The sequence below is a fragment of the Brachybacterium sp. GCM10030252 genome, from assembly GCF_042666535.1.
Taxonomy (GTDB): Bacteria; Actinomycetota; Actinomycetes; order Actinomycetales; family Dermabacteraceae; genus Brachybacterium.
Map to the genome: position 1 here is coordinate 126,186 of NZ_JBHTDM010000006.1, position 25,241 is coordinate 151,426.

The window sequence follows — 25,241 nt, forward strand, 5'->3', positions numbered from 1 at the left end:
CACGTGCGACGCGCAGGCCCAGGGAGGCCGACCGAGGCCATCCCGGCCCCGGTCATCCGAAGTGGGACCTCAGCGCATCCGCTCCGCCTCGTCGAAGGCGGCCTCCACGTCGTCCGGGTCGATCCGGCGCCGCGCGATGGCGAAGTAGAGGATGGTCGCCACCAGCACCGCCGGGACGCCGACCAGAGCCGCCACCTGCATGCTGGGCCGCACCGCGACCGTGGCGAACACGGCGCCGAGGCCGATCAGTCCCACCACCGCGGTCGCCGTCCCGCCCGGCATGCGGAACGTCGCCCCGGTGGCCCCCGTGCGGCGGAAGGAGATGTAGCTGGCCAGGATCAGTGACCACACCATCAGCACGGCGAAGACGACCAGGCTCATCATGTAGCCGAACACTCCGCCCACACCGCTGAAGGCGAGGGCCGCGGCGGCGATGATGCCGAGCGAGCTGCACGCGATGCCGACGACGGGCACCCGGCTGCGAGTGATCGCCGCGGCGAACCGGGGCGCGAGCCCGTCGGAGGCCAGGGAGTGCAGCATGCGGGAGCCGGCATAGAGGTTCGCGTTGGCCGCCGATAGTGCGGCGATCAGCACCAGCAGGTTGGTGATGTGGGCGGCGCCGGGGATGCCGATGCGGTCGAAGACCATCACGAACGGGGAGGTGGCGACGTCCTCACCGGTGCCGGCGGCCTGCTGCCAGGGCACGAGCGCGACGACGATGCCGATGCAGAGCACGTAGAAGAACGCCAGGCGCACGATGGTGGTGCGGGCGGCGGTGCGGATCGAGCGGGCAGGATCCTTGGCTTCGGCGGCAGTGATGGACAGCAGCTCGATGCCGCCGAAGGAGAACATCACGACCGAGAGGGCGACCCACACGGCGGCCCAGCCCATCGGGGCGAAGCCGCCGTCGGCCGTGAGCTCGCTGAGCCCCGGGGCCGGCGCGCTCGGCATGCCGACGAACACCAGGATCAGGCCGACCAGGATGAATACCACCACGGCGATGACCTTGATCGAAGACAGGAAGAACTCGACCGTCCCGAACGAGCCGACGCTGGCGAGGTTGATCGCGATGATCACCGCGGCGAACAGCAGGATGCCCGCCCAGACGGGGATCGCCGGGACCCAGTACGCGAGGTAGGCGGCACAGGCGACGAGCTCGGCGCCGGTGACCGAGACCGTGACGATCCAGTACAGCCAGCGCGAGAGGTATCCCCAGAACGGGGAGAGGTAGCGCGCCGCGAGCGTGCCGAAGCCGCCGCGCACGGGATGGAGAGAGGCCATCTCCCCCATGGCCAGCGCGATGGTCGCGGCGATCAGGGAACCGATCGCGAAAGAGATGATCACCGCCGGTCCGGCGATGCCGATCGCCTCGCCGGACCCGAGGAAGAGCCCGGTGCCCAGGGCCGAGCCCATGGCGATCATGGCCATCTGGCCATGGCCGAGGGAACGGGCGAGGTGGCCGTCGGTGGAGGAGGCCGGCGAGGCGCCGTCGGTCGCGGGGCCGGGAGAGGAAGCTGGAGAGGTCACCGCACGAGGGTAGCCAGAATCCGGGGTGACTGCGTGCTCACCGGGCGCGCGGCGTGCTCGAAGCCGCCGGGACGTCCCCGAGGACGATCAGGAAGTGCGGCCGCGATAGGCGTCGATGGCGTCCTTGGCCTCCGCCAGTCCGGCGCCGGTCTGCTCGCGGTACACCTTGATGGCCTGGATGATCTTCCCCTCCGCCACGAGTCGGCGGCACTGCTCGGGGATGCTCGGCCCGGCGGTCTCGCGCAGATGCAGCCGCTCCGTCTCGCTGAGCCCCGCACGTTCAGCCAGATGGCCGACGAGCCCGTCGAGCTCGCGGACCCGTCGCTCGAGCGACTCGATCCGTGCCTGCTGCTGCTTCGCGCGTCCGAACATGGGACGAATCTATCGCGGTCGCACGACGGGGGTCGCACGACGGGGCCTGCCCGCACAGCGCCCGGAGACGAAGATGCCCCGCACCAGAGCGGTGCGGGGCATCCTCAGCGGTCGACGCGGACGTCGAGCGGGTCGTTCAGGCCTTGGCAGACGCCTTGGCGGCGACGACCTGGATGACGAGGTTCGCGAAGATCTCGTCGTGCAGGCGCACCGTGGCCTTGTGCTCGCCGAGCGAGCGGATCGGGGTCGGGAACTCGACGGTGCGACGGTCGATGTCCTTGTCGAAGGTCTCCTTGACGGCCTCGGCGACCTCCTTGGAGGAGACGGCGCCGAACAGGCGGCCGTTCTCGCCGGCGCGCTCGGCGACGACCAGGGGCTTGGACTCGAGGCTGGCCTTGAGAGCCTGGGCCTCCTCCAGGGTCGCGATCGCGCGCTTGCCGCGGGCGGCACGGATCTGGTCGAGCTGACGCTGACCGCCCTTGGTCCACGGGGTCGCGAGACCGCGGGGCAGGAGGAAGTTACGGGCGTAGCCGTCCCGGACATCGACGATGTCCCCGGCGGCTCCGAGGCCCGTGACCTCGTTGGTGAGGATGAGCTTGGTGGTCATGTTCGTCCCTTCCTCGCTCAGCGGCCGGAGGTCGAGTACGGCAGGATCGCGATCTCGCGGGCGTTCTTCACGGCCTTCGCGATCTTGCGCTGTTCCTGGACGGAGACGCCGGTCACCCGACGGGCGCGGATCTTTCCGCGGTCGGAGATGAACTTGCGCAGCAGCGCGGCGTCCTTGTAATCGACGGTCTCGAGACCGGCGGTCTTCAGGGGGTTCTGCTTCTTCTTCGGCTTGCGAAGAACAGGCTTGGCCATCGTGGTGCTCCTTCTTTCCTGAGGGGAGCCCGGGCATCGACCCGGGATGGAATGGATTCGGTGTGAACGCTGGTCGGCACGAGCCGCAGCACCTGGGTGTAGCGCCCGTCGTCCCGATCAGAAGGGCGGGTCGTCGTACCCGCCCTGGTTGCCGCCGGCCCACGGGTCGGCGTCGGGGGCGCCCTGCGGCGCGTTGCTGTAACCGCCCTGGCCACCCTGGCCGCCGTAGCCGCCGCCCTGCGGGGCACCGCCCTGGGGGGCGCCACCGCCGAAGCCGCCGCGGCCACCACCGCCGCCTCCGCGCTGGACCTTGTTGGCCTTGGCGGTGGCGTAGCGCAGCGAGGGGCCGATCTCGTCGACGTCCAGCTCGATGCTCGTGCGGTTGTTGCCCTCACGGTCGGTGAAGGAGCGCTGCTTGAGGCGGCCCTGCGCGATGACGCGGGTGCCCTTCTCCAGCGACTCCGCGACGTTCTCCGCGGCGTCGCGCCAGATGGAGCAGCGCAGGAACAGAGCCTCGCCGTCCTTCCACTCATTCGCCTGACGGTCGAAGGTGCGGGGGGTGGACGCGATGGTGAACGACGCGACCGCGATGCCGGACTGCGTGAAACGCAGCTCGGGATCAGCGGTGAGGTTGCCGATCACCGTGATGACGGTGTCATTCGCCATGGGTGCTCCTCTGCTCCGGGGTCGGTAAGGGTGGTGCGGGGATCAGTGAGCGCAGATCACTTGCCGTCGAGGCGCATCAGCTTGGTGCGCACGACGGACTCGTTGAGGCCGAGGCGGCGATCGAGCTCCTGAGCGGTCTCGGAGCTGGCCGTGAACGACAGGACGATGTAGATGCCCTCGGACTTCTTGTCGATCTCGTAGGCGAACTTGCGCTTGCCCCAGACGTCGACGTTGTCGATGGTGCCGCCCTCGGTCGGGATGACCTGGACGAGCTTCTCGAAGGTTGCGCTGACGGTCCGCTCATCGATGGACGGGTCGAGGATCACGACCATTTCGTACTTACGCATGTTCTGGTACCCACCTCCTGTGGTCTCTGCGGCCACGGTCTCTCCGTGGCAGGAGGGTTCATGCCGCCCGGAGAGGACATCGGCGATGCACTTCACGGACCGGCACAGACTACCCGCACGCGGGGGTGCGGGCCAGGGATGCTGTGGACGTGCGCGGGGGATCACAGGGCGGGCACGCCGCTGTCCGGGAGCCGGCAGGGGGTTGGCGCGGCGTTGGCAGGGGGCTGCCAGGTCGGCGGTCCACCGTCGGCAGGCCGCTGGCTGGCCTCGACACGCCCACCATTTCACCGATACGTGGCGACAGTGACACGTATCGGTGGAACGGCCGGGGCCGCGCCGGGATGCCCCGGCTACCAGGGTCCAGCGCGGCGTCCCGGGCAGGCACCGAGAGCCGAGGCCGGAGGGCCGAGCTCAGGCGGCCGAGCGCTGTCCCACCGGGCGGCGGCGCCGCTCGACCTCGGCGAGGGCCGGGGGCACGTAGGCCTGGTCGAGCACGCCGATGTCGGTGCCGGGCGGGACGATCTCGTCGATCCGGTCCAGGACGTCGTCGCTCAGCACGGTGTCCAGGCCCTCCAGGAGATCGTCGAGATGGGCCATGGTCCGCGCTCCCACCAGTGCGCTGGTCACGCCCGGGTGCGAGATCGCGAAGGCCATCGCCAGGTGCGGCATCGAGAGCCCTGCCTCGGCCGCCAGCGGGGCGAGCTGCTCGACCACGTCCAGACGCGCCTCGTCGGTGAACGCCCTGGGCAGGAACTTCGCGCGGATCACGTCGGTGTCCTGGCCACGTCGCACCCTGCCGGTGAGCATCCCGTGCCCGAGCGGCCCCCAGGTCAGCACACCCATGCCGCACTCCTGCGCCACCGGCAGCACCTCGCGCTCGATGCCGCGGTTGAGGATTGAGTACGGCGGCTGCTCCGTGCGGGGCCGCTCGAGCCCGCGCCGCTCGGCCGTCCAGTGCGCCTGCACCAGGTCCGAGGCAGGCATGGTCGAGGTGCCGAAGGCGCGGATCTTGCCGGCCCGCACCAGGTCGGTCAGCGCCGAGAGGGTCTCCTCGATGTCGGTGGCGGGGTCGGGACGCTGGAGCTGGTAGACGTCGATGTAGTCGGTCTGCAGGCGTCGCAGGGAGTTCTCGACCGCCCGGGTGATCCAGCGCCGGGAGCCGCCCTGCCGGTTCGGCACGCCGGCCGCGGCCCGGTCGGGGAGGCCGAACTTGGTGGTCAGGACGACGTCGTCGCGTCGGCCCTGGAGCGCACGGCCGACGACCTCCTCCGAGTCCGCGTAGGCGTCGGCGGTGTCGATGAGGTTGATGCCGCCGTCCAGCGCCTTGTGGATGATGCGGGCGGACTCCTCGGCGTCGTTGCCCATCTGGGTGGCGAACATGAGGGCTCCCAGCCCATAGGGGCTGACCTGGATGCCTGTCCTGCCGAGAGTGCGGTACTGCATGGTGTCCTCCGAGTGGTGAGGGGTGCGGGTGGCAGGCTCCGGGACGTAGACTGCGCGAAGCGGAAGCCCATTCCGGAACAATACGGAACGCCTTTCCGCTTGGCAAGGGAAGGGCCACACGGGAGGACCAGATGTCGCGATCGACCACGCCCGCCGCGGGAGCGCCGGACGGTGCCGGGCCGCCTCGGCGTCAGCGCTCGGATGCGAAGCGCAGCGCCGCGGCGCTGCTCGATGCCGCCAAGACGGCGTTCGCCCAGAGCGGGGTCGATGTGCCGGCCAAGCAGATCACCGACCTCGCCGGGGTGGGAGTGGGAACCCTCTACCGCCACTATCCGCGCCGGTCGGACCTCATCGTCGCCGTGCTCCAGCATGAGATCGACGAGTGCGTCACCGCGGCCGACGAGTTCAGCAGCGGCGCCGGACCGCGCGCTGCGCTGGTGGCCTGGATCGGTCGTTTCACGGAGTTCGTCGGCACCAAACAGGGGCTGGCCTCAGCGCTGCACTCCGGCGATCCGGCCTACGAGGGACTGCCGGACCAGCTGCTGGAACAGCTGGTCCCGGCGCTCCAGGGCCTGCTGGACCGGGCGGCCGCGGCCGGCGAGGCGCGGGATGACGTCAGCGCCCGCGAGGTGCTGACGGCGATCGCGCTGCTGTCCCAGCCGGTGCCCGGTGGTGCCGACGGCTTCTCCGAGCGGATGGTCGCGATCTTCCTGGACGGGCTCTCGGTGACGGGCTGAGCCCGTTTCTCCCACGAGATCGGCTCCGACGCGCGCATCGATTCCACCGATACGTGGCCGCAGCGACACGGAACGGTGGAACGGCCGAAACCGCCCCGGCATGTCACAGCCGCCAGGGTCCAGACCGCAGCCGCCCCGGCATGTCACAGCCGTCGGCGTCCAGGCCGCGACCGCCCCGGCATGTCACGGCTGCGAGGGGTCCGGCTCGCGGCGGCGCGGGATCACCATCGGGCTCCCGCTCTGGGGGTCGAGCGTGACCTCCGCGCGGAGGGAGAACACGTCGCGGACCAGGTCGGCCCGCAGCACCTGCGCCGGCGGGCCGGTGGCCACGATGCGGCCGGCATCCATCACCACGAGATGGTCGGCGTAGCGCGCGGCCTGGTTCAGGTCGTGCAGGACGCCGACGACGGTGCGGCCCTGCTCCCGCATGTCCTGGCACAGGTGCAGCACGTCGATCTGATGGGAGATGTCCAAGAACGACGTGGGCTCGTCCAGCAGCACGTACTCGGTGTCCTGGGCGAGGATCATCGCGATCCATGCGCGCTGACGCTGGCCGCCCGAGAGCCCGGCGACCGGATGCTCGGCGATGTCCTCGACCCCGGTGGCGGCCATCGCTGCCGCCACCGCCTCCTCGTCCCCGGGCACGCGCTGCCGCAACGGCGAGTGATACGGGTGCCGTCCGCGTGCGACCAGCGCCCGGACCGTGATGCCGTCGGGGACGACGGGGTCCTGCGGGAGCAGGCCGATGCGCCGGGCGACTGCTCTCGAGCGCCACTGCCCGAGCGGCCGGTCATCGAGCCGGACCGTGCCGGCGCGCGGGCGCAGGGTGCGGGCGAGGGCCTTCAGCATCGTCGACTTCCCGCAGCCGTTGGGGCCGATCACCGCCGTGAACACGCCTCGCGGCACCTCGAAGTCGAGCTGCTCGAGGACGGGCTTCGCGCCGTAGGCGATGGTGGCGGCCTCCAGGCGCAGCGAGGATGCGCCATGGGGATCGGTGCGTCCGGCGCTCATGCGTCGGCCCTCCTCCAGGTGGTGATCAGCAGGTAGCCGAGGTAGATCCCGCCCACACCGGCGGTGATGACGCCGACGGGCAGGTTCTCGACGGGGCCGACGTGCTGGACGGTGAAGTCAGCCAGGACGATGATGAGCGCCCCGACCAGCGCGGAGAGGATGAGGTGCGGCCCGGGGGCGCCGGCCAGCCGGCGGGCGATGTGCGGGGCGGCGAGGGCGACGAAGGCGATCGGCCCCGCGACGGCGACGGCCGCGGCGGCCAGCAGCGCCGCCAGGACGATCGCCCAGGTCCGGGTGCGGTGGGCGGAGCCACCGAGGGCGTCGGCCAGCTGGTCGCCGAGGTCCATCATCTGCAGGTCGTGCGAGAGGACGGCCACCGGCGGGATCAGCACCAGCAGAGCCACGGCGATGAACAGGGCCTGGTCGAGGCTGCGGGAGTTCAGGGTTCCCACCAGGTACCCGGCGAGCTGGGAGGACGCATCGCGCAGCGCCACGGCGACCACGTACTGGGTCACGGCGAGCGCCATCGCGTTGACGCCGATGCCGGTGATGATCACCCGCGCCGGAGAGGTGAAGCCCAGCCCCGTGGAGACGTACACCAGGGTGATGGCGACCCCGGCGCCGAGGACCGCGCCGACGGGGGCGGGCACGAGACCGGGTGCCAGCAGCGTGCCCAGCGCCACGCCGGCCCCGGCGCCGCTGCCCAGGCCGATCACGTCGGGGCTGCCCAGCGGGTTGCGGGTGACGGTCTGGAACAGGGCTCCGGCGAGCCCGAACGCGAGGCCCGCGCCGATGCCGACCAGCAGGCGGGGCCCGCGCAGGCGCTCCAGGACGAACATGGCCTTGGTGCCGGCCTCGCCCCGGGCGGCCGCGAGCAGATCCGGCGCGGTCACGCCGAGCGGTCCCCAAGCCAGCGTCGCCAAGCCTCCGGCGAGGATCCCGCTGACCAGCAGCACCCCTACCGCCACGGCTCGGGGCAGCGGCGCGCGGCGCGCGGGTGGGCGAGGCGTCGGGGCACGGCCCGACGGTTCATGGCCCGCCGGTTCATGATCTGTCGGGGCCTGCCCTGTCGGAGCATGGCCCCTCGTGCCCTGGCCTGCAGGCGCACCGCCGATCAGCGCATGGCTCGTCGGGGCGCTGGGAGTCGTCGCGGACGTCGTCGGGCCTTCCATCAGGCGTTCACCGTCCCACGGCGCACGGCCAGCAGCAGGAACGGGGCACCGGCGAAGGCGGTGACCACGCCGACCATCAGCTCGGGGTGGGCGAGGCTGCGCGCGAGGACGTCGGACCCCAGCAGCAGCGCCCCGCCGAGGACGAGGCACAGGGGCAGCTGCCACCGGTGCTCGCTGCCCACCATGGCGCGCACGAGATGGGGCACGGCGAGGCCGACGAAGGCGATCGGTCCGACCGCGGCGGTCGCGGCCGCCGCCAGCAGGGTGGCGGCCAGCAGGGCACCGGCGCGCAGCAGGCTCACGGGGGTGCCCAGGGCGGTGGCGACGTCGTCCCCGAGGGCCAGGGTGTTCAGTCCGGGCACGACCACGATCGCGAGCGCCAGGCCGATCACCAGCGTCGGCGCGACTGCGGCGAGCGTGTCGTAGGAGGCCCCGGCCAGGGACCCGACCACCCAGTACCGGTAGGAGTCGAACACGGCGGGGCGCGTGAGGATCATGGCCTGGATGTAGGCGTACAGCACCGCGGAGATCACCGCGCCGGCGAGGATCAGCGGCACCACCGAGTGAGTGCCGGCCGGGCGGCCCAGCAGGTGGACCACGGCCACGGCGAGCAGGGCGCCGGGCAGCGCGACCCACACCATGGCGGTGCCGCCGGAGAAGCCGAGGAACGCGGTGGCGGTGACCACGGCGGCCGAGGCACCCGAGGTGACGCCGAGCAGTCCGGGCTCGCCGAGGGGATTGCGGGTGACGCCCTGGATGAGCATGCCCGAGGCGGCGAGAGCCGCACCCACCACGGCGCCGAGCACGGTTCGGGGTTCGCGGGCCGCGACCACCTCCCGCATGTAGTCGCTGCCCTCCCCGCGCAGCACCGCCCACACCGCCTCGAGATCGGTCTCCCGCGTCCCGAGGAACAGGCTCGCCACCGCGGCGAGCGCGAGCAGGACGGTGGCCAGCCCGAGGGCGAGCCACGGCGATATGCGCCTGCGCGCGGGCCGATCGGCCGACGGGAGGCTCGCCCCGTCGGCGGGGTCGTCGGCCCGGGGTCGGCGGGTCGCGGATATCCGGCTCACGTGGATGCGGCCCGGCTCAGGCCGAGGCGACCTTGGCGATCGCCTCGTCGATCATCGGGATGTACCGCTCGAGCGCCCAGGGCACCGTCAGCGGCGTGATGATCGAGGAGCCGGTGACGAAGGACTGGTCGGTGGGGGCCACGATCGCGCCGCTGGCGACTGCGGGGATGGAGGCGTAGAGCTCCTGCGCCTCCGTCTCCTTGCGGTTGGCCTCGTCGGAGTAGAAGGTGAAGATGAGGTCGGACCCGGCGAGCTTGTCCGCGTTCTCGAGCCCGATCATGGCCGAGTCCGTGCCGGGCACATCCCATTCGTCGAGCTCCTGGTTGACCGGGTCGACGGTGAGGCCGAGACCGCGGACCATGGCGACACGCTGCTCGTTCTCGTAGAACACCCCGAGGGTGCCGGGCCCGTCGTTGTAGATGAAGGAGAAGGTGTAGTCCGCGTAGCCGGGCTGGGCGGACTCCTCGAAGGTCGCCGTGATCTCGTCGATCAGGCCCGCGGCGGCCTCGTCCTCGCCGAGGGCCTTGCCGATGGTGGTGATCTGCTCCTCCCAGGTGATCACCCAGGGCTGCTCCGCGTAGGCGACGGTGGGGGCGATGTCGGTGAGCACGTCGAACTGCTCCTGGGTGAGCCCGGACCACGGCGCCAGGATCACGTCGGGGCTGAGCTCGAGGATCGCCTCGACGTCGAGTTCGGTGGCGCCGGTGAACTGGGTCGGCAGCTCGCCGCCGGCGTCGGTCACGGCTTCGTGGATCCACGGCAGGTATCCGGTCTCGTCCGCTCCCCACGGGTACTCCTCGACGCCGACGGGGATGATGCCCAGGGCGATCGCGGTCTCGGCGGAGCCCTGGCCCAGGGTCACGATGCGCTCGGGCTTGGCGGTGATCTCCGCGGTTCCCAGGGCGTGCTCGATCGTGACGGGGCTGAAGTCGCCGGCGCCGCCGCCGTCGGAGCCGTTCGAGCCGGATTCCTGCCCGTCGCCGCTGCATGCGGCCAGGGCCAGGGGCGCGGCGAGCGCTCCGGCGATCCAGGAACGACGGGTCGGGCGGGCGGGGACGGGGCTCATGGCTCTCCTGCGTACGAGGACGGGACGGGCCACCGGGGACCTCCCAGCGACTTAGGCAAGCCTAGCCTCACGTAATTGGCGGGGAAACCGGCGTCCACGAGCGATTCAGTGATCTGGACAACAGCGATCCCCGGCGCCCCGACACCGTGCACGACCGAGCGGTCCGGGCATCTGCGCCGGTCATAGCTATCTTTGCGGGATGACCAGCACCGGGAGCAGCTCCAGCACCACAGCCGCCGACCGCACCAGCCTGCGTCGCGCGGTGACCACCACGGGGCTGTTCCTGTTCATCCTCGGAGACGTGCTCGGCGCCGGTGTCTATGTGCTGGCCGGAGAGGTGGCCGCACTGGCCGGCGGAGCGGTCTGGGTGCCGCTGGTCGTCGCACTCCTGATGGCGCTGCTGACCGCCGGCTCGTATGCGGAGCTGGCCACGAAGTATCCGCAGGCCGGCGGTTCCTCCCACTACGCGACCCGGGCGTTCGGTCCGTTCGCCGGCTTCCTGGTGGGCTTCTGCATGCTGGCCGCCGGCGTCGTCTCCGTCGGGGCCCTCTCCCTGGGCTTCGCCGGGGACTATCTCGCGGAGTTCGTCTCCCTGCCGACCTTCCTCGTGGTGATCGTGTTCCTGGCCCTGCTCGCGCTGCTGAACGCCCGCGGCATCTCCGAGTCGCTCGGCGCGAACCGGGTGGCGACGATCATCGAGGTCAGTGGGCTGCTGGCGGTGATCGTGCTGGGCGCGATCGTCGTGGGCCGCGGGGACGGCGACCTGGGGCGGCTCACCGAGCTGGGCACCCCGGAGAACGGGCCGGTCGCCGCGGTGCTGGCCGGCAGCATCCTCGCCTTCTACTCCTACGTCGGCTTCGAGACCAGCGTGAACATCGCCGAGGAGACCAAGGACCCCGCCCGCTCCTACCCGCGCGCACTGTTCGGCGCGCTGATCGTCGCCGGCCTCATCTACGCCCTGGTGGGCGCCGCGGCCGCGGCCGTGGTCCCCACCGCCGAGCTCGCCGACTCCAGCGCTCCGCTGCTGCAGGTGGTCTCCGCCGCCGGCATCATCCCGCCCGTCGTGTTCAGCGTGGTCGCCCTGGTCGCCGTCGCCAACGGCGCGCTGCTGACCGGGATCATGTCCTCCCGCCTGGCCTACGGGATGGCGCGGGACGGGCTGCTGCCGCGGCCCCTAACCCGCGTCCTGCCCCGCCGGCGGACTCCCTGGGTCGCGATCATCGTCACCACCGCACTCTCGCTGCTCCTGGCGCTGACCGGCACCATCGACGTGCTCGCCAGCACCATGGTGCTGCTGCTGCTGGTGGTGTTCGTCGCCGTGAACGCCGCGGTGCTGGTGCTGCGCCGTGACCGGGTCGACCAGCGCCATTTCCGCGTGCCGGCGGTGCTGCCCATCGCCGGCCTGCTCTCGTGCGTGCTGCTGATGACGCAGGTAGAGGCCGCCGTGTGGAAGCTCGGGCTGCCGATCCTGGCGGTCGGGGCTCTGCTCGCACTGTTCGCGGCCTGGCGGCGCCGCCGCACGACGACGACCTGAGCGGCGAGACCCGGGAGTCAGCTGACCACCACCGGCGCTCGTGAGCTGACCACCGGTGGGCGGTCATTCGAGGGCGGCCTGCATGTGACGGGCCACCCTCGAATGACGTCCCGTCTTTGGTCAGAGCCCTGGCAGAGAGGGCCCGCCCCGGTGGTCGGGACTCAGACGCCGGCGGGGAACCGCTCCCACACGCGGTGGTTCTCCAGTAGCCGCTGGACCTCGCCGAATACGGTGGTGGCGTCCTCACCGGTGACCAGACCCGGCGCGCCCGGCGTGCAGCGGGCCTCGAGCGCCTCACGGCCGCGGCCCCAGGCGCCGATGGCCTTGGCGTGCCGCCAGCACTCGTCGATCAGCAGGCCCACGCGAGGCTCCACCTCGGTCGCCGGAGCCCCGGCCTTCGGGTCCATGGACGGCTGCGAATCCGGGGCGCTGAGCGGATTGCCGGCCAGCAGCAGGGCGTCGAACTCCACCGAGCGCGCGGTGGCGAAGGTCCTGCCGACGGGCACACCGGCGACCTCGCCGCCGCGCGGCGCGATCACCACGGGCGTCATGGAGGCACCGACGATCGTCTCGTGCAGGTCGAGCAGGCTGTCGTCGGCGTCGGCGGGGTCCACGACGATGCCGATCATGCGGCCCTCGGTGGGCCACTGCCCGCCCAGCTGCGACAGCGGTGAGCTGGCGGTGACCTCGCCGTCGGCCGGGGAGGCGGGAGCGGGCTCGGTCGGCTCCGGGGCCGGCAGGCCGAGCGCCGCCGCGACCCGTGCGCACAGTTCGCTGTCGATGTTCGCCAGGCACTGCAGCTGCCGCTCGCGGATCGTCGGTTCGTAGCACTTGCCGAGCTCGAAGGAGTAGGCGTCGACGATGTGGTCCTGCTCGACGGGGCTCATGCTGCGCCAGAACAGGCGGGCCTGGCTGAAGTGGTCCTCGAAGGATGCCGACAGCTCGCGCTCCTTGACCCCTTCCGGGATCCGCACGGGTACGTCCTCCAGCGCCCCCTCGGCGTGACCGGCCATGAACGGACAGCCGCCGTCCAGGGAGTTCGGCTGGTACGGGGCCACTCCGGCGTGATCGCCCTGCTGCCCGTAGCCGTCCCGCAGCATGTCGTTGACCGGGGCGTGGGCGCGGTTGATCGGGAGCTGCGTGAAGTTCGGCCCTCCCAGGCGCGTCAGCTGCGTGTCGACGTACGAGAACAGGCGCACCTGCAGCAGCGGATCGTCGGTGACGTCGATGCCGGGCACCAGGTGGCCGGGATGGAAGGCGACCTGCTCGGTCTCGGCGAAGTAGTTGCTGGGGTTGCGGTTCAGGGTGAGGCGTCCGATGGGCTGGACGGGGGCGAGCTCCTCGGGCACGATCTTCGTCGGATCGAGCAGGTCGATGCCCTCGAAGGTCTGCACCTCGGTGTCCGGGAACACCTGTATGCCCAGCTCCCACTGCGGGTGCGCTCCGGATTCGATGGCGTCGGCCAGGTCCCGACGGTGGAAGTCCGGATCGGCGCCGCCGAGCAGCTGGGCCTCCTCCCAGGTCAGCGAATGCACCCCCAGCTTCGGCTTCCAGTGGAACTTCACCAGCGACGTCGCGCCTTCGGCGTTGGTGAGGCGGAAGGTGTGGATGCCGAACCCCTCCATCATCCGGTACGAGCGCGGGATGCCGCGGTCACCCATGAACCAGATCGTGTGGTGCTGCGCCTCGGTGTGCAGGGAGACGAAGTCCCAGAAGGTGTCGTGAGCGCTCTGGGCCTGCGGGATCTCCCGATCCGGGTGCGGTTTGACCGCGTGGACGACGTCGGGGAACTTGATGCCGTCCTGGATGAAGAACACCGGGATGTTGTTGGCCACCAGGTCGAACGTGCCCTCGTCGGTGTAGAACTTGGTGGCGAAGCCGCGGGTGTCGCGGGCGGTGTCCATCGAGCCGCGGGATCCGACGACGGTGGAGAACCGTGTGAAGACCTCGGTGGTCTTCCCCTTGGCGAGGAATCCGGCACGGGTGACGGACTCGGCGGTGCCGTAGCCCTCGAACACGCCGTGGGCGGCCGCGCCTCGGGCGTGGACCACGCGCTCGGGGATGCGCTCGTGGTCGAAGTGGGTGATCTTCTCGCGCAGATGATGGTCCTGCAGCAGCACGGGTCCGCGCCGGCCCGCCTTGAGCGAGTGGTCGGTGTCGCGCAGCCTCGCGCCCTGCGACGTGGTCAGGAACTCGCCCTGCTGCGCCCTCGTGGCGGGGTCCGGGCCCGGCTCGGCCCCGGTGGCGGTGCGGGGCTCGACGCCTCGCTGGTCAGGCTTCGGGGGAAGCGGCTCGACCGGTTCCGTGGGCTCCTCGAACGACGGCGGGCGGCTGCTGGGGCGGCCGGGCGGCGGGGTCGGGCTGTTCTTCGTGGGTGCCATGACATGCTCCCTCCACACGGCGGATTTCCGCACGACGGACCGGGACGTGGTGACGCCGCTCACCGTACGGCCGGGACCGGCGGCCGGGAACCCGGGGCTCCCGTGACCACCCGCCCCGCGAATGGACCGACCGGTTCGTCCGGTGATGCCGCGCAGGGCCTCCCGTACCGTGGAGCCTTAACCTGGGGCGTGCCTGCCGGGACCCCACCACCCCAGCGACCAGGGAGCGCCGCATGAACGACCCACGGGATGGACAGGACGAGGGGATCAACGTCCTGATCCTTGCCGACCCCGGCCTGTGCGCCCGCCGGGCGGAGGCCGCCCGCGAGCTGTTCGAGGAGGAGCTGACCGAGGTCTACGGGAACGCAACGGTGACGGTGCAGACCCAGTTCCTGGGCATCAGCGACCACAACACGATCGACTTCGGCTCCGTCGATGCCGTGCGCGAGGACTTCGAACCGATCGACGTGGCCCTGATGCTCACCGAGATGCCGCGCCGCTCGGAGGGCCGCCCGCTGATCGCCGAGCTTCATCCGGAGAAGTCCGCGGCCACCCTGTCCTACCCCACGATCGGGCTGTTCGCCTCCCGGCAGCGACTGGTGAAAGTGCTGATGGCCTGCGTGATGCGGCTGATCGACGACGCGACGGAGGAGGACCGTGACCGCTACGCGGTCACCTGGAACCAGTGGTCCGAGCCCTCGGAAGGTCCTCCTCGGCTGCGCTCGCGAGCTGTCACCGGAGCCGTCCGCACGGTCACGGGCATGGTGGCGACGAACGCGCCCTGGCGCGCCTTCCCGAAGCTCTCCAGCGCGCTGGCCGCCGCCTCGGGCGCCGGCGCCTTCGGCATCTTCTACAACTCCATCTGGACGATGTCCGCGGCCCTGTCGACCGTGCGACTGCTCCTGATCGGTCTGCTCGCGATCATCCTGATGACGGGATGGCTGATCTTCCGCAACAGCCTGTGGGAGAGGCCCTCGACCAAGGACCGCACCATGGTCTTGCTGTACTACAACCTCTCCACCGTGCTGACGATCTTCCTCTGCGTACTCGGCCTGTACCTGTCGCTGGTCGTGCTGATCCTGTGCGCGAGCCTGGTGATCATCAGCCCGGACTTCATGGCGACGATCCTTCAGGAACCGGCGAAGTTCGCACGCTACGTCGACATCGCCTGGCTCAGCGCCGCGATGGGCGTCGTCGCCGGCGGCCTGGGCTCCGGATTCGACGACGAGGCCGACATGCGACAGCTCACGCACAGTCGCCGCGAGCAGCTGCGTCGCCTCTCCCGCGAGGACGAGGAGCACTGACCGGTCCCGACGGAACTGCTCAGGATTCGTGGTCCGGGACGAGACCGAGGACTGCCGACAGCTCAGCGGAGCCCGGGATTCAGGTGTCGGAGCCCGGAACCCGGTCCAGATCCTTCACCGCCGGCCCTTCCAGCAGCCCGCCGTCGGGGGCGAAACGCGAGCCGTGCAGGGGGCAGTCCCAGGACTGCTCCGCGTCGTTCCAGCGCAGCACGCCGCCCATATGGGTGCAGACGCCGGAGACGGCGCAGGTCCGTCCCTCCACGGTGGAGACCCCCACCGGCCTGCCGCGCCACCGGCCGACGACACCCCGCCCCTCGGGCGGCGTCGCGGCCGCCCCGTGCACGTCGGCCTCGGGCATGTCCGCCCCGGGCACGTCGGCCTCGGTCACGCCGGCCCCGGGGTCGTCCGCCCCAGGCACGTCCGTGGGCTCGACGGCTCGGGCCGGTGCTGCCGGCTGCAACGGGCCCGACGGGCCCGTCGGGAGCTGAGTCAGCTCCGCGCCGACCCAGCCCTGCACGAGCTCCTTGCCCACCTGCGCGCCCATCGACGCCTCGGCGGCCAGGGCGCCGAACCCGCCGCCCGCGGACCGCAGGACCTCGAACCACACGGGGGTGCGCCCCTCGATGACCCCGGTCATGGCCAGAGCCGCCGCGGCGGCATTGGTCATTCCCCACTTGGCGTACCCGGTGGCGGCCAGGATGGTGCCGTCGCTGCCGGGCAGGGCACCGATCAGCGGCAGACCGCTCGCGGATTCGTAGTCCTGCGCCGCCCAGGTGTGGGTGCGCTGCGCCCCGGGGACCAGGCGGAGCGCCCACTCGTCCAGCTCGGCGATCCGGGCCGCGTGGGAGTCGGTGCGGCCGGTGACGTGCCCGTTGCCGCCCACCAGCAGCAGTTCCTCGCCGCCGTGGGGCGCCGAGCGGATGCTGCGGGTGGGGCCGTCCACGGAGATGTACATGCCCGACGGCACCTGCCTGTGCTCGGGGACCCGGTAGGCCAGGGCGTACGAGCGCTGGGGGACCATCCGCAGCGAGTGGCCGCCGCGGTCCAGGACCGGACTGCCGGTGGCCAGCACGAGACGGTCGGCGCGGACCTCCCCGCCGGTGGTGCTCAGCCTCAGCGGTCCCCGGCGGGAGGCGCCGGTCAGCCGCACCCCCTCGACGATGACCCCGCCGAGACCGCGCAGCTCCCGCGCGAGAGCGGTGAGCACATCCATCGCGTCGAACTGCGCCTGGTCCGCGAGGGCGACCGCGCCGGCCATCGGCAGCGCCAGCTCGCTGGTCTCCTGCCATTGCAGATCCAGGCCCAGCTCCTGCGCGGTCTCCAGCTCCTCGCGCAGCTGCGCCGTGCCGGCATCGGTGCTCGCGTAGCTGTAGGCGGTGCGGCGCTGGAAGGGCACGTCGTGCTGCGCGCACAGCTCCAGGAGCCAGTTCTGCCCGTCCCGATTCGCCGCCAGGTACGCCGCGGCGGCCTCCAGCGAGGTCCGTCGGCGGATCCGGGACAGTCGGGTGCTCTGCAGCAGCGAGACCTTTCCGGTGGTGTTGCCGGTGGCGACCGCCCCGACCGTGCGGGCCTCCAGCACGATCACCCGCCGCCCGGTGCGGGCGAGGGCCACCGCCGTGGCGAGCCCGGTCAGCCCAGCGCCCGCGACGGCCACGTCGTACGAGATCCCGGCCGGCATGGCCGAGACGGGGACGCGCGAGGGGTCGTGGGTGTCCAGCCAGAGTGAGGTCATGGCGTCTGTTCTCCATCGGTCGCTGATGGGCCGGGATCGGGGCGGGTCCGGGCTGATCGGGGCGGATCGGAGGCTGATCGGAGCGCCCGACGGCGGAACCGACCCGCTGGGCCCACTGTAGGGAGTGAGTGCGTGGCGCGGCCCGACACAGCGGGGATGGACCGACTGGTCGCGCCCCGCCGCGGGCATCACTGTCCTGCCCCGTACGGCACCCCCGCAGGGGCAGCCCACGAGGCGGCCGGCCCGCGCGGTTCGTTGCTCCCGGGCGCCGGGAGAGTATGGAGAAGTCGTCGGCTGATCAGGGAGAACGGTGCTCTTCTCGGACGGACCGGCCGGAGTGGGCGTCGGGCAGCGACCGGCGGATCCCGACGTCTCGTCGGTCATCGAAGGCCCCCTACCACCGCGGATACCGGGCCTGCGCGAGCCGTCTCTCCGGGGCGGCAGACCGCTCGCCGACTTGTCGCACTGGAGAAGCACTTCTACTGTCAGCCGAGAAGCGCTGCCGGGCCGAGCCTCTCCGACTCCGTGCCTCGACCTCAGTGCCTCGGCGCGGGCGAAGCGGGAGGTCACAGCGCTGCCGGAGATCATCTCGCCGGCGCCGCCGCCGGGTCCGTGGGAACGACTTCTTCGAGAGGACGTGACATGACGACAGCCGACCGCACCGCAGTGCCGGTCCCGGCTCCTGCCGCCTCCGGCCCGCCGCGACGCAGACGCCGCCGCTTCACCCGGGAGGCCCTGGCCGGCTACGCGTTCATCTCCCCGTGGATCATCGGATTCCTCATCTTCACCGTGATCTCGATGAGCTACAGCGCGTTCCTCTCGATGACCGACTACGACCTGGCCACCAACGAGGCTCCGTGGGTGGGAGGCGCCAACTACGCCCAGCTCATCGACGACCCCAAGGTGCTGCAGTCACTGGGCAACACCTTCACCTTCGCGCTGATGTCGGTGCCGCTGGAGACGGCGTTCGCGCTCATGCTGGCGCTGCTGCTGATGTCGATCCCGCGCGGGCAGGGCTTCTTCCGGGTCCTGTACTACCTGCCGAAGATGACTCCTGCCGTCGCGACGGCGGCGGTGTTCCTGCTGCTGCTGAACGGCAACCGCGGAGCCGTCAACCAGTTCCTGGCGATCTTCAACATCCCCGGGCCTCAGTGGCTGATCGATCCCGACTGGATCATCCCCTCGATCGTGCTGATGTCCGCCTGGGCGGTGGCCGGGTCGATGATCATCTACATGGCGGCGCTGCAGGGGGTCCCGACGGATCTCTACGAGGCGGCGGCGCTGGATGGCGCAGGGCCTGTCCGCCGGTTCTGGAAGATCACGATCCCGCTGATCTCACCGACCACGTTCTTCCTCGTCGTCACGAACACCATCACCTCGCTGCAGGTGTTCGACCAGGCGTATCTGCTGTTCTATCGCGACACCAGCAGCTCGGCGCCGTCGGCCTCCCTCTTCTACGGCATCCACCTCTATCAGCAGGCGTTCCAGCAGTTCAACTTCGGGCTCGCCGCCGCCATGGCCTGGGTGCTCTTCGTGATCATCATGATCATCACCCTGATCCAGATCCGGGTCTCCAAGCGCCTCGTCCACTACCAGGGGGAGTAACCGATGACCACCGCGAAGTCCGTCACCGCCGCTCCGATCCCCGGGACCGACGCGGCGCCGGCGCCCGTTCGGGGCCGCGCACGTCCCCGCGCGCCCCGTCCCGAGGTCGCACTGGAGGGGGCCGTCACCGGTCATGCCGACGGTCCGCGCCGTGTGCTGCGCCGCGTGGTCGTCTTCCTGCGCTGGGCGCTGACCCTCGCCATCGGGGCCCTGTTCCTCTACCCGCTGCTGTGGCTGCTCTCGGCCAGCCTGAAGCCTCGCGGGGAGGTCTTCGACAACCGGCTGATCCCGCACACCTGGTCCCCGGAGAACTACACCGAGGTGTGGTCGCAGCTGCCTCTGGCCAGCTGGTTCTTGAACTCCGTGTTCATCGCCGTGGCCGGGGCGACGCTGATGACGGTCTCCAGCTCGATGGTCGCCTTCGGCTTCGCCTACTTCCGGTTCCCCGGTCGCAACGTGCTGTTCGGCCTGGTCCTGGCAACGATGATGCTTCCCGGTGCCGTGACCCTGGTGCCCAACTACCTGATCTGGAAGCACCTCGGGTTCCTGGGCACCTCGGTACCGCTGTGGGGCGGCGCGCTGTTCGGATCGGCGTTCTACATCTTCCTGATGCGCCAGTTCTACCGAGGGATCTCCCGCGAGCTGTTCGAGGCGGCCAGGGTCGATGGCTGCACCTTCTTCGGGCTCTTCCGGCGCATCGCCTTCCCGCTCGCCCTGCCCTCGGCGGTGATCGTGTGGCTGTTCGAGTTCCAGGCCTCGTGGAACAACTTCCAGGGGGCGCTGATCTATCTCAACTTCGGCTCCCCGGAGGACTACACCGTCCCGCTGGGCATCAACTACGCCATGACCCTGTTCTCGCCCACCGCCGGGGGCCACGGCGACTACCAGTACGTCATGGTCGCCTCCGTGGTGGTGACCCTGCCGATGCTGATCCTGTTCGCCGTCGGCCAGCGGTACTTCGTGGGCGGCCTGGCCGGGGTCGGCGTCAAGGGCTGACCCCGGGCTGAGCGGCGCTGACCCGGCCCGGCCTGGGCGGGCCCGGCCTCGAACGACACCGCCGAACGACAGCGCCGAGCGGCGCCGCCGAGCGGCGGCCGCTCACCGGCTCAGGAGTTGTTCTCGTACTCCTGCTGGGCGGTCGACTGGGCGTCGGCGAGCGCCTGCTCGACGTCCTTCTCCCCGGTCATCGCGGCGGAGACGGCGTCATTCAGGGCCTGCTGGATCTGCTGGCCGGCCGGGGAGGGACCGGTCGAGCGGGGCTCGGCCAGCACGTCGTAGTAGACGCCGATGGCCTGGTCGAAGTCGGCGTCACCGGACTCGGCCACGAACTGCTCGCGGATCTGCTGATCGGCCTCCGGGGACCCCGTGAACACGCCGGTGTTGATCCCGCCGGCCTCCTCGACCGCGGCCTCGCGGGCCTCACCGGCCTTGAGCCAGGCGTCCGTCGAGGTGACCGCGAGGGCCCAGGCCAGGGCCGCATCCGGGTTGGCGGCGCCGGTGGGCACCGCGAAGGCGGAACCGCCGGCGAAGGCGATGGTGGTGCCGTCGGTGCCGAGGATCGGCACGGCGTGCAGCTCGACCGCGTCGGCGAAATCGGTGAGGACGTTGAGGTACCACTGGGCCCAGGACTGGGAGACCACCTGGTCGCTCACGTACTGGTTCTGCTCGCCGAACACGTCCATGGAGTTCTTCAGCGAGGTGACCTCCTCGTATCCTCCCTGGAGGTCGAGGATCTCCTTGATCCAGGTGAGGGCCTCGATGTTCTCGGCGCTGTCGAGGGTCGGGGCGCCGTCCTCGCCGATGCTGCCGCCGCCGAACACCTGCAGCCACATCTCGGTGGAGCCGGGGATGTCGCCGTCGAACCCGAGGGTCACGGGGGCGGAGCCCTCGAGGGCGGTGGCCTTCTCCACGGTCTTGAGGAACGCGTCGGGGTCCGAGGTGTCGAAGTCCTCGGGAGAGACGCCGGCGGCCTCGGCCGCGCGCGCGTTGACCAGGATCGCGCTGGGCTGGAAGAACTGCGGGATCGCGTACCTGGCGTCCTGGTAGGTGACGTCGTGGACGGCGGGCTCGTAGTACTGCTGCACGGGATCCACGCTGTGCGCCTCGAAGCCCTGGTCGAGAGGCAGGATGAGTCCCTGGGCGGCGAAGGTCGCCACCACCGCCCGGTCGAGCTGGATGAGGTCGGGCACCTGCCCGGATGCTGCCTGCGCGGTGAACTTCTGGGGGTCGAAGTTCGTGGTGTCCATGTCGATCTGGAGATCGGGGAGCTGCTCGGCCGCGTAGTCGGCGCGGGACTGGCCGACCTCGTCCGAGGGGTTGAAGCCCATCGTGGACAGGGCACCGGTCGCCTCGGTCGAGAACTCGTGGTCCTGCTCGCCGCCGCCCCCGCCGGACGTCTCGCCGCCGCCGCTGCACGCGGCGAGCCCGAGAACGCCGGTGGCCGCGCCCGCCTGGAGTACTCCTCGTCTGGTCAGCATGGTGCTCTCCTCCCGGGCGCGCGGTGCGCGCCTCTCGTGACGACGGGGCATCGCCCCTGGTCGGAGAATAGAGCCGCGCTCATCCAGCGGCAATGAACCCGTCCGAACGGTCCGGAGGGGCCCACCGGCCTGCTCGGGCCGGCCGGTCGCATCGCCGCGTCGGCCCCGTGTCGGACCGGTTCCGTCCTCGCGTTACGCGGGCCCGACCCGCCGGGCGTGCTCGACGGCGGAGCGGACCCCGCGGTCCCAGACGTCCCCGTGGCCGGGCAGGACCGTGCGCGCGCCCGTGGCCTCCAGGGCGGCCAGCGACTCGAGTGCCTGGGCGCTGTCGGCCGTAGCGGCCCCGGCGACGATGCGCGGGCCCGTGCGCGCGGTGTACGGGTCCAGCGTGACCAGCGCATCGCCGGTGAGGACCACGTCGCGGTCGGGAAGGTGGAGGGCGACGTGCCCGTCCGTGTGCCCCGGGGTCGCGATCACCCGAGGGCGACCCGGCGCGTGGAGGGTGGTGTCCGGAGCCAGGGGCAGGGTGTCGCTGACCCCGCGCACCAGGGCGGCACCCGCCAGCATCATCGAGACCAGCATGGGCACGGCGCGGGGGTGTCGGAGCGGATACACGGCGCTGGGGTTCTCGTGCGCGTAGCGGTAGGGATGCGCGGCCAGCTCCGCATCCCGGGCGTGGGCGTAGATCGGCAGGCCGAGGCGCTGCACGAGCCGGCGAGCGGTGCCGACGTGGTCGAAGTGAGCGTGGGTGAGGACCAGCGCCCGGAGATCCTCGGGACGGTGCCCGAGGGTGCGGATGGCGGATCCCAGCTCGCGCCAGACACCGGGGAGCCCGGCGTCGACGAGAGTCAGGCCGTTCCCGCCCTCGATGAGATAGCAGTTGACGTGAGCGCGACGAATCAGGTGGACGCCGGTCGCCACATCAGGAACAAACATCACGACTCCCTTGCCGAGGGGACCGGGTGAGCGTTGCCGAGTGTACGAGCGGCTCGGCGGGGAGGTCACGGGCCGAGTGGTAGGGAGAGCCGGTGCCACGGCGACCGTGGGATCCGGCGGCGACCGTCGGCCACCGGACGTGTCGGCCCGCTCAGCCCCCGCCGCCGTCGCTGGGGCCGGCGCCCTGCTGCTGCTCCTGCTCGTTCTGCTCATTGCGGCCGGCGTCGTTCCCCTGGCCCTGATCAGCCTGGTCGCCCTCACCGGCCGGGTCCTCGCCCTGCTCCGGGGTCGGCTCCTCGGACGGCTCCTCACTCGGCTCGGCGGGCTCCTCCGACGGCTCCTCGGAGGGTTCCTCCGACGGCTCGTCGGCGGGCTCCTCGGGCTCCGCCGGCGGCTGCTCACTCGGCTGCGGCTCCGGCGTGCTGCGGGAGCGCTCCTCGTTGTCCAGCTGGACCTCCTCGGGGAAGTCGAGCTTCTCCTGCCCCTCCAGCGAGCTCGACATGATGTCGCCCCAGATCGCGGTGGGGAACGTGCCGCCGGTGATGTTCCGCTCGCCGCCGAACGCCGTCAGCTGCTCCTCGGAGGTCCCGTCCTCGGAGGGCTGGAACATGCCCACCGAGGTGACCAGCTGCGGGGTGAAGCCGACGAACCACGCCGAGCGGAAGCTCTCCGAGGTGCCCGTCTTCCCGGCCACAGGGCGACCATCCATGATCCCTTGCAGGTCACGGGCGGAGCCTTCCGTCGGCGGGCCCTGCAGGGCGACGGTCGCGTTCGTGGCGACCTCCTCGTCGATCACCCGCTTCTCCTCGCTCTGATGCTCATAGCGCGAGGACCCGTCGGGCCGGGTCACGGACTGGACGATGTAGGACTCCCGGAGGACGCCGCCGGAGGCGATCGTCCCGTAGACCTCGGCCATCTCCGTGACCGTCGGCGACGCCGAGCCGAGCACGTTGGAGGCCTCGGCACCCAGGCCCGGCGTCTCCTCCGGCAGCCCGAGGGCGACCGCGGTGTCCCGGGTGCGCTCGGGACCCACCTCGATGTTCGCCTCCGCGTAGGCGGTGTTGATCGAGTGCGTCGTGGCCTCGGCCAGCGAGACCCGCCCGTAGGAGTTGTCGCCGAAGTTCTTGACCGTCCAGCCGGGGAACTCCTTCGGGGAGTTGCCGTCCCAGCGGGAGTCCAGCGGGTAGCCGTCCTCGAGCGCCGAGATCAGGGTGAAGGTCTTGAAGATCGATCCGGCCTGCATGCGGGACTGGGTGGCGTCGTTGACGGACTGGGAGACGAAGTCCGGCCCGCCGTACATGCCGCGGATCGCTCCCGAGGAGGGATCCATCGTCACCGTGCCGACGCGGTTCTGCTCGGGGCGGTCCTCCGGCAGGTTCTCGATCGCCTGGACGGTGTTGTCCTGGATCGAGGGATCGATGGTGGAGACGATCTTGTACCCGCCGGTGTTGATCTCCTCCTCGGTGAAGCCCTGCTCGATCAGCTCGTTGCGGACCTGGGCCAGCAGATACCCGTTGGTGCCGCCCAGGGTGTTCTCGCTCTTGGGCTCGATGGTCTCGGGGAACTGCATCGCGTCGGCCTCGGAGGCCGTCATCTGGCCGGTGTTGACCTGCCGGGAGATGACCCGGTTCCACAGCCTCTGGGCGTCCTCGGGATTCTTGGCGGGATCGTAGGTGGAGGGGCCCGGGATCACCGCGACCAGCAGTGCGGCCTCCTCCTCGGTGAGCTCCGAGGCGTCCTTGCCGTAGTACGCCTGCGAGGCCTCCTGGATGCCGTAGGCGCCTCGCCCGAAGTAGATCGTGTTGAGGTATCTGGAGAGGATCTCGTCCTTGCTCAGCTCCTGGTCGATCTTCAGCGCCATCACCATCTCCTTCACCTTGCCGGCGTAGGAGGTGGTGGTGCCGGTGTAGTACCGCTCCACGTACTGCTGGGTGATGGTCGAACCGCCCTGCCGGGCGCCGCCGGAGAGATTGTTGACCATGGCGCGCACGATGCCGCGCGGGGAGACGCCGCGGTTCTCGTAGAAGCTGGAGTCCTCGCTGGCCACGACGGCGTCCTTGACGTTCTGCGGGATCTCCTCGGCATCGAGCTCGGTGCGGTTGACCTCGCTGAACTCGCCCATCTCGGTCTCGCCGTCGGCGAAGTAGACGCGGGTGGTCTGGGACAGCGCGAAGTCGGAGGGCTCCGGCACCTCGGTGTCGTTGTACAGCCATACGGCGAAGCCGAGGCCTGCGAGCACCATCAGCGCCATCGCGCCCACGATCATGCGCAGCGAGGGGATCCAGCGCCACGGGTTCCGCGCACCGGCCCGCGGGTAGTTCAGGAAGTTGGCCGGGACCGGCTTGCGGGGGCCTCTTCCGCCCCGGCCGCCACCGCCCGTGCCGCGCGCTCCGGCTCCGGCCGCGGCGGCACTCGTGGCCGCGCCGCGACGAGCGGTCCGGGGTGCGGTGCCCGCGCTCTTGGACGGACGGGCGTGCCGGGCGGCGACCGAGGTGCGACCGCCCTCGCCGGCACCCGAGGCACCGCCGGCCCGGGAGCCGCTGCCTGCGCCCCGGGCGCTGCCGCCTGCGGCGCCGGCGCTCGCGCCTGCCGCTGCGGCCCCTGCCCCGGCGGCGCGGCCACCCGTGGCGGACGAGCTGCGGCCGGTGCGGCTGGTGCCCTTGGGCGCGGGAGTCTTCGGCGCCGGCTTCGCCGGGGTCGCGCGACGGACTCCAGCGGCACGACGGGCACCACCGCTCGTCGGCTTCTTCGATCGGTTCGATCGGTCCGACGAGCCACGGGACGAGCGTCGGGATTCGCTCATGGCTGCTCCTGGTCCTTCGGGGACACGTCCTTCGGGGGCACGGACGCGTGCACGTGCCACCGGGGCACGCAGCTCCCCAGTATGCGCACGCCGCTGCGCCCGACGGAACGGCCCGGCGTCGAAGCACACAGACTATCCACGTCTCGTGCGGCGCCGCTCACACCCAGCCTGCGCGCCTGCACACGTCCCTCACGAGG

General features: G+C 71.2%; 21 protein-coding genes. 5 read left to right on the forward strand and 16 right to left on the reverse strand.

Annotated features, from left to right (window positions below):
* Positions 1–69: 69 nt before the first annotated feature.
* The 7 genes from ACFQRJ_RS05425 to ACFQRJ_RS05455 form a co-directional block, all read right to left on the reverse strand.
* Entirely contained in the window at positions 70–1,428 is a 1,359-nt protein-coding gene (locus ACFQRJ_RS05425; RefSeq protein WP_377018130.1) for an amino acid permease, read from the reverse strand.
* Between the two features lie 186 nt (positions 1,429–1,614).
* A complete protein-coding gene (locus ACFQRJ_RS05430) occupies positions 1,615–1,899 on the reverse strand; it encodes a hypothetical protein (protein WP_377017867.1) in 285 nt (94 codons plus the stop codon).
* Between the two features lie 136 nt (positions 1,900–2,035).
* The gene (gene rplI / locus ACFQRJ_RS05435) at positions 2,036–2,506 is read right to left on the reverse strand and encodes a 50S ribosomal protein L9 (protein WP_377017869.1); all 471 of its coding nucleotides are present in this window, start codon (positions 2,504–2,506) and stop codon (positions 2,036–2,038) included.
* A 17-nt stretch (positions 2,507–2,523) separates the two neighbouring features.
* Entirely contained in the window at positions 2,524–2,760 is a 237-nt protein-coding gene (gene rpsR / locus ACFQRJ_RS05440) for a 30S ribosomal protein S18 (RefSeq protein ID WP_377017871.1), read from the reverse strand.
* 117 nt (positions 2,761–2,877) lie between these two features.
* Positions 2,878–3,426: a single-stranded DNA-binding protein gene (locus ACFQRJ_RS05445; protein ID WP_377017873.1), complete on the reverse strand. Its 549-nt coding sequence runs from the start codon at positions 3,424–3,426 to the stop codon at positions 2,878–2,880.
* A gap of 56 nt (positions 3,427–3,482) precedes the next feature.
* Positions 3,483–3,773 (reverse strand): 30S ribosomal protein S6, encoded by a 291-nt coding sequence (gene rpsF / locus ACFQRJ_RS05450; RefSeq protein WP_377017875.1) that lies wholly within the window; start codon positions 3,771–3,773, stop codon positions 3,483–3,485.
* A gap of 411 nt (positions 3,774–4,184) precedes the next feature.
* Positions 4,185–5,216 carry an aldo/keto reductase gene (locus tag ACFQRJ_RS05455; protein WP_377017877.1) on the reverse strand — a complete coding sequence of 344 codons (1,032 nt, stop codon included), beginning with the start codon at positions 5,214–5,216 and terminating at the stop codon, positions 4,185–4,187.
* 131 nt (positions 5,217–5,347) lie between these two features.
* Between ACFQRJ_RS05455 and ACFQRJ_RS05460 the strand changes: the two genes are divergently transcribed.
* Positions 5,348–5,953 carry a TetR/AcrR family transcriptional regulator gene (locus tag ACFQRJ_RS05460; RefSeq protein WP_377017879.1) on the forward strand — a complete coding sequence of 202 codons (606 nt, stop codon included), beginning with the start codon at positions 5,348–5,350 and terminating at the stop codon, positions 5,951–5,953.
* Between the two features lie 183 nt (positions 5,954–6,136).
* Here ACFQRJ_RS05460 and ACFQRJ_RS05465 read toward each other — a convergent pair whose 3' ends face one another.
* The 4 genes from ACFQRJ_RS05465 to ACFQRJ_RS05480 form a co-directional block, all read right to left on the reverse strand.
* Positions 6,137–6,964: an ABC transporter ATP-binding protein gene (locus ACFQRJ_RS05465; RefSeq protein WP_377017881.1), complete on the reverse strand. Its 828-nt coding sequence runs from the start codon at positions 6,962–6,964 to the stop codon at positions 6,137–6,139.
* Positions 6,961–7,887 carry a FecCD family ABC transporter permease gene (locus tag ACFQRJ_RS05470; protein ID WP_377017883.1) on the reverse strand — a complete coding sequence of 309 codons (927 nt, stop codon included), beginning with the start codon at positions 7,885–7,887 and terminating at the stop codon, positions 6,961–6,963. Before ACFQRJ_RS05470 ends, ACFQRJ_RS05465 begins: the two co-directional genes overlap by 4 nt.
* A 248-nt stretch (positions 7,888–8,135) precedes the next feature.
* Positions 8,136–9,206 carry a FecCD family ABC transporter permease gene (locus ACFQRJ_RS05475; RefSeq protein ID WP_377017885.1) on the reverse strand — a complete coding sequence of 357 codons (1,071 nt, stop codon included), beginning with the start codon at positions 9,204–9,206 and terminating at the stop codon, positions 8,136–8,138.
* A gap of 16 nt (positions 9,207–9,222) precedes the next feature.
* Positions 9,223–10,272, reverse strand: coding sequence for an iron-siderophore ABC transporter substrate-binding protein (locus tag ACFQRJ_RS05480; RefSeq protein WP_377017887.1), 1,050 nt, complete (start codon positions 10,270–10,272; stop codon positions 9,223–9,225).
* Between the two features lie 199 nt (positions 10,273–10,471).
* Between ACFQRJ_RS05480 and ACFQRJ_RS05485 the strand changes: the two genes are divergently transcribed.
* Positions 10,472–11,806, forward strand: coding sequence for an APC family permease (locus ACFQRJ_RS05485; RefSeq protein WP_377017889.1), 1,335 nt, complete (start codon positions 10,472–10,474; stop codon positions 11,804–11,806).
* A 161-nt stretch (positions 11,807–11,967) separates the two neighbouring features.
* Here ACFQRJ_RS05485 and ACFQRJ_RS05490 read toward each other — a convergent pair whose 3' ends face one another.
* On the reverse strand, positions 11,968–14,187 hold the full coding sequence (locus ACFQRJ_RS05490) for a catalase (protein ID WP_377017891.1): 2,220 nt from the start codon (positions 14,185–14,187) through the stop codon (positions 11,968–11,970).
* A 233-nt stretch (positions 14,188–14,420) separates the two neighbouring features.
* Here ACFQRJ_RS05490 and ACFQRJ_RS05495 point away from each other — a divergent pair, with 233 nt between their 5' ends.
* Complete coding sequence (locus ACFQRJ_RS05495; protein WP_377017893.1) at positions 14,421–15,491, forward strand: hypothetical protein; 1,071 nt, start codon at positions 14,421–14,423, stop codon at positions 15,489–15,491.
* Between the two features lie 79 nt (positions 15,492–15,570).
* Here ACFQRJ_RS05495 and ACFQRJ_RS05500 read toward each other — a convergent pair whose 3' ends face one another.
* Positions 15,571–17,223 carry an FAD-dependent oxidoreductase gene (locus tag ACFQRJ_RS05500; protein ID WP_377017895.1) on the reverse strand — a complete coding sequence of 551 codons (1,653 nt, stop codon included), beginning with the start codon at positions 17,221–17,223 and terminating at the stop codon, positions 15,571–15,573.
* Positions 17,224–17,865: 642 nt separating this feature from the next.
* Here ACFQRJ_RS05500 and ACFQRJ_RS05505 point away from each other — a divergent pair.
* Both ACFQRJ_RS05505 and ACFQRJ_RS05510 read left to right on the forward strand, forming a co-directional pair.
* Positions 17,866–18,828: a carbohydrate ABC transporter permease gene (locus ACFQRJ_RS05505; protein ID WP_377017897.1), complete on the forward strand. Its 963-nt coding sequence runs from the start codon at positions 17,866–17,868 to the stop codon at positions 18,826–18,828.
* A 3-nt stretch (positions 18,829–18,831) separates the two neighbouring features.
* Complete coding sequence (locus tag ACFQRJ_RS05510; protein WP_377017899.1) at positions 18,832–19,824, forward strand: carbohydrate ABC transporter permease; 993 nt, start codon at positions 18,832–18,834, stop codon at positions 19,822–19,824.
* Positions 19,825–19,934: 110 nt separating this feature from the next.
* Here the strand turns inward: ACFQRJ_RS05510 and ACFQRJ_RS05515 are convergent, their stop codons facing one another.
* The 3 genes from ACFQRJ_RS05515 to ACFQRJ_RS05525 form a co-directional block, all read right to left on the reverse strand.
* Positions 19,935–21,305 (reverse strand): ABC transporter substrate-binding protein, encoded by a 1,371-nt coding sequence (locus tag ACFQRJ_RS05515; protein WP_377017901.1) that lies wholly within the window; start codon positions 21,303–21,305, stop codon positions 19,935–19,937.
* A 192-nt stretch (positions 21,306–21,497) separates the two neighbouring features.
* Entirely contained in the window at positions 21,498–22,241 is a 744-nt protein-coding gene (locus ACFQRJ_RS05520; protein ID WP_377017903.1) for an MBL fold metallo-hydrolase, read from the reverse strand.
* Between the two features lie 151 nt (positions 22,242–22,392).
* Entirely contained in the window at positions 22,393–25,044 is a 2,652-nt protein-coding gene (locus ACFQRJ_RS05525) for a transglycosylase domain-containing protein (protein WP_377017905.1), read from the reverse strand.
* Between the last annotated feature and the right edge of the window lie 197 nt (positions 25,045–25,241).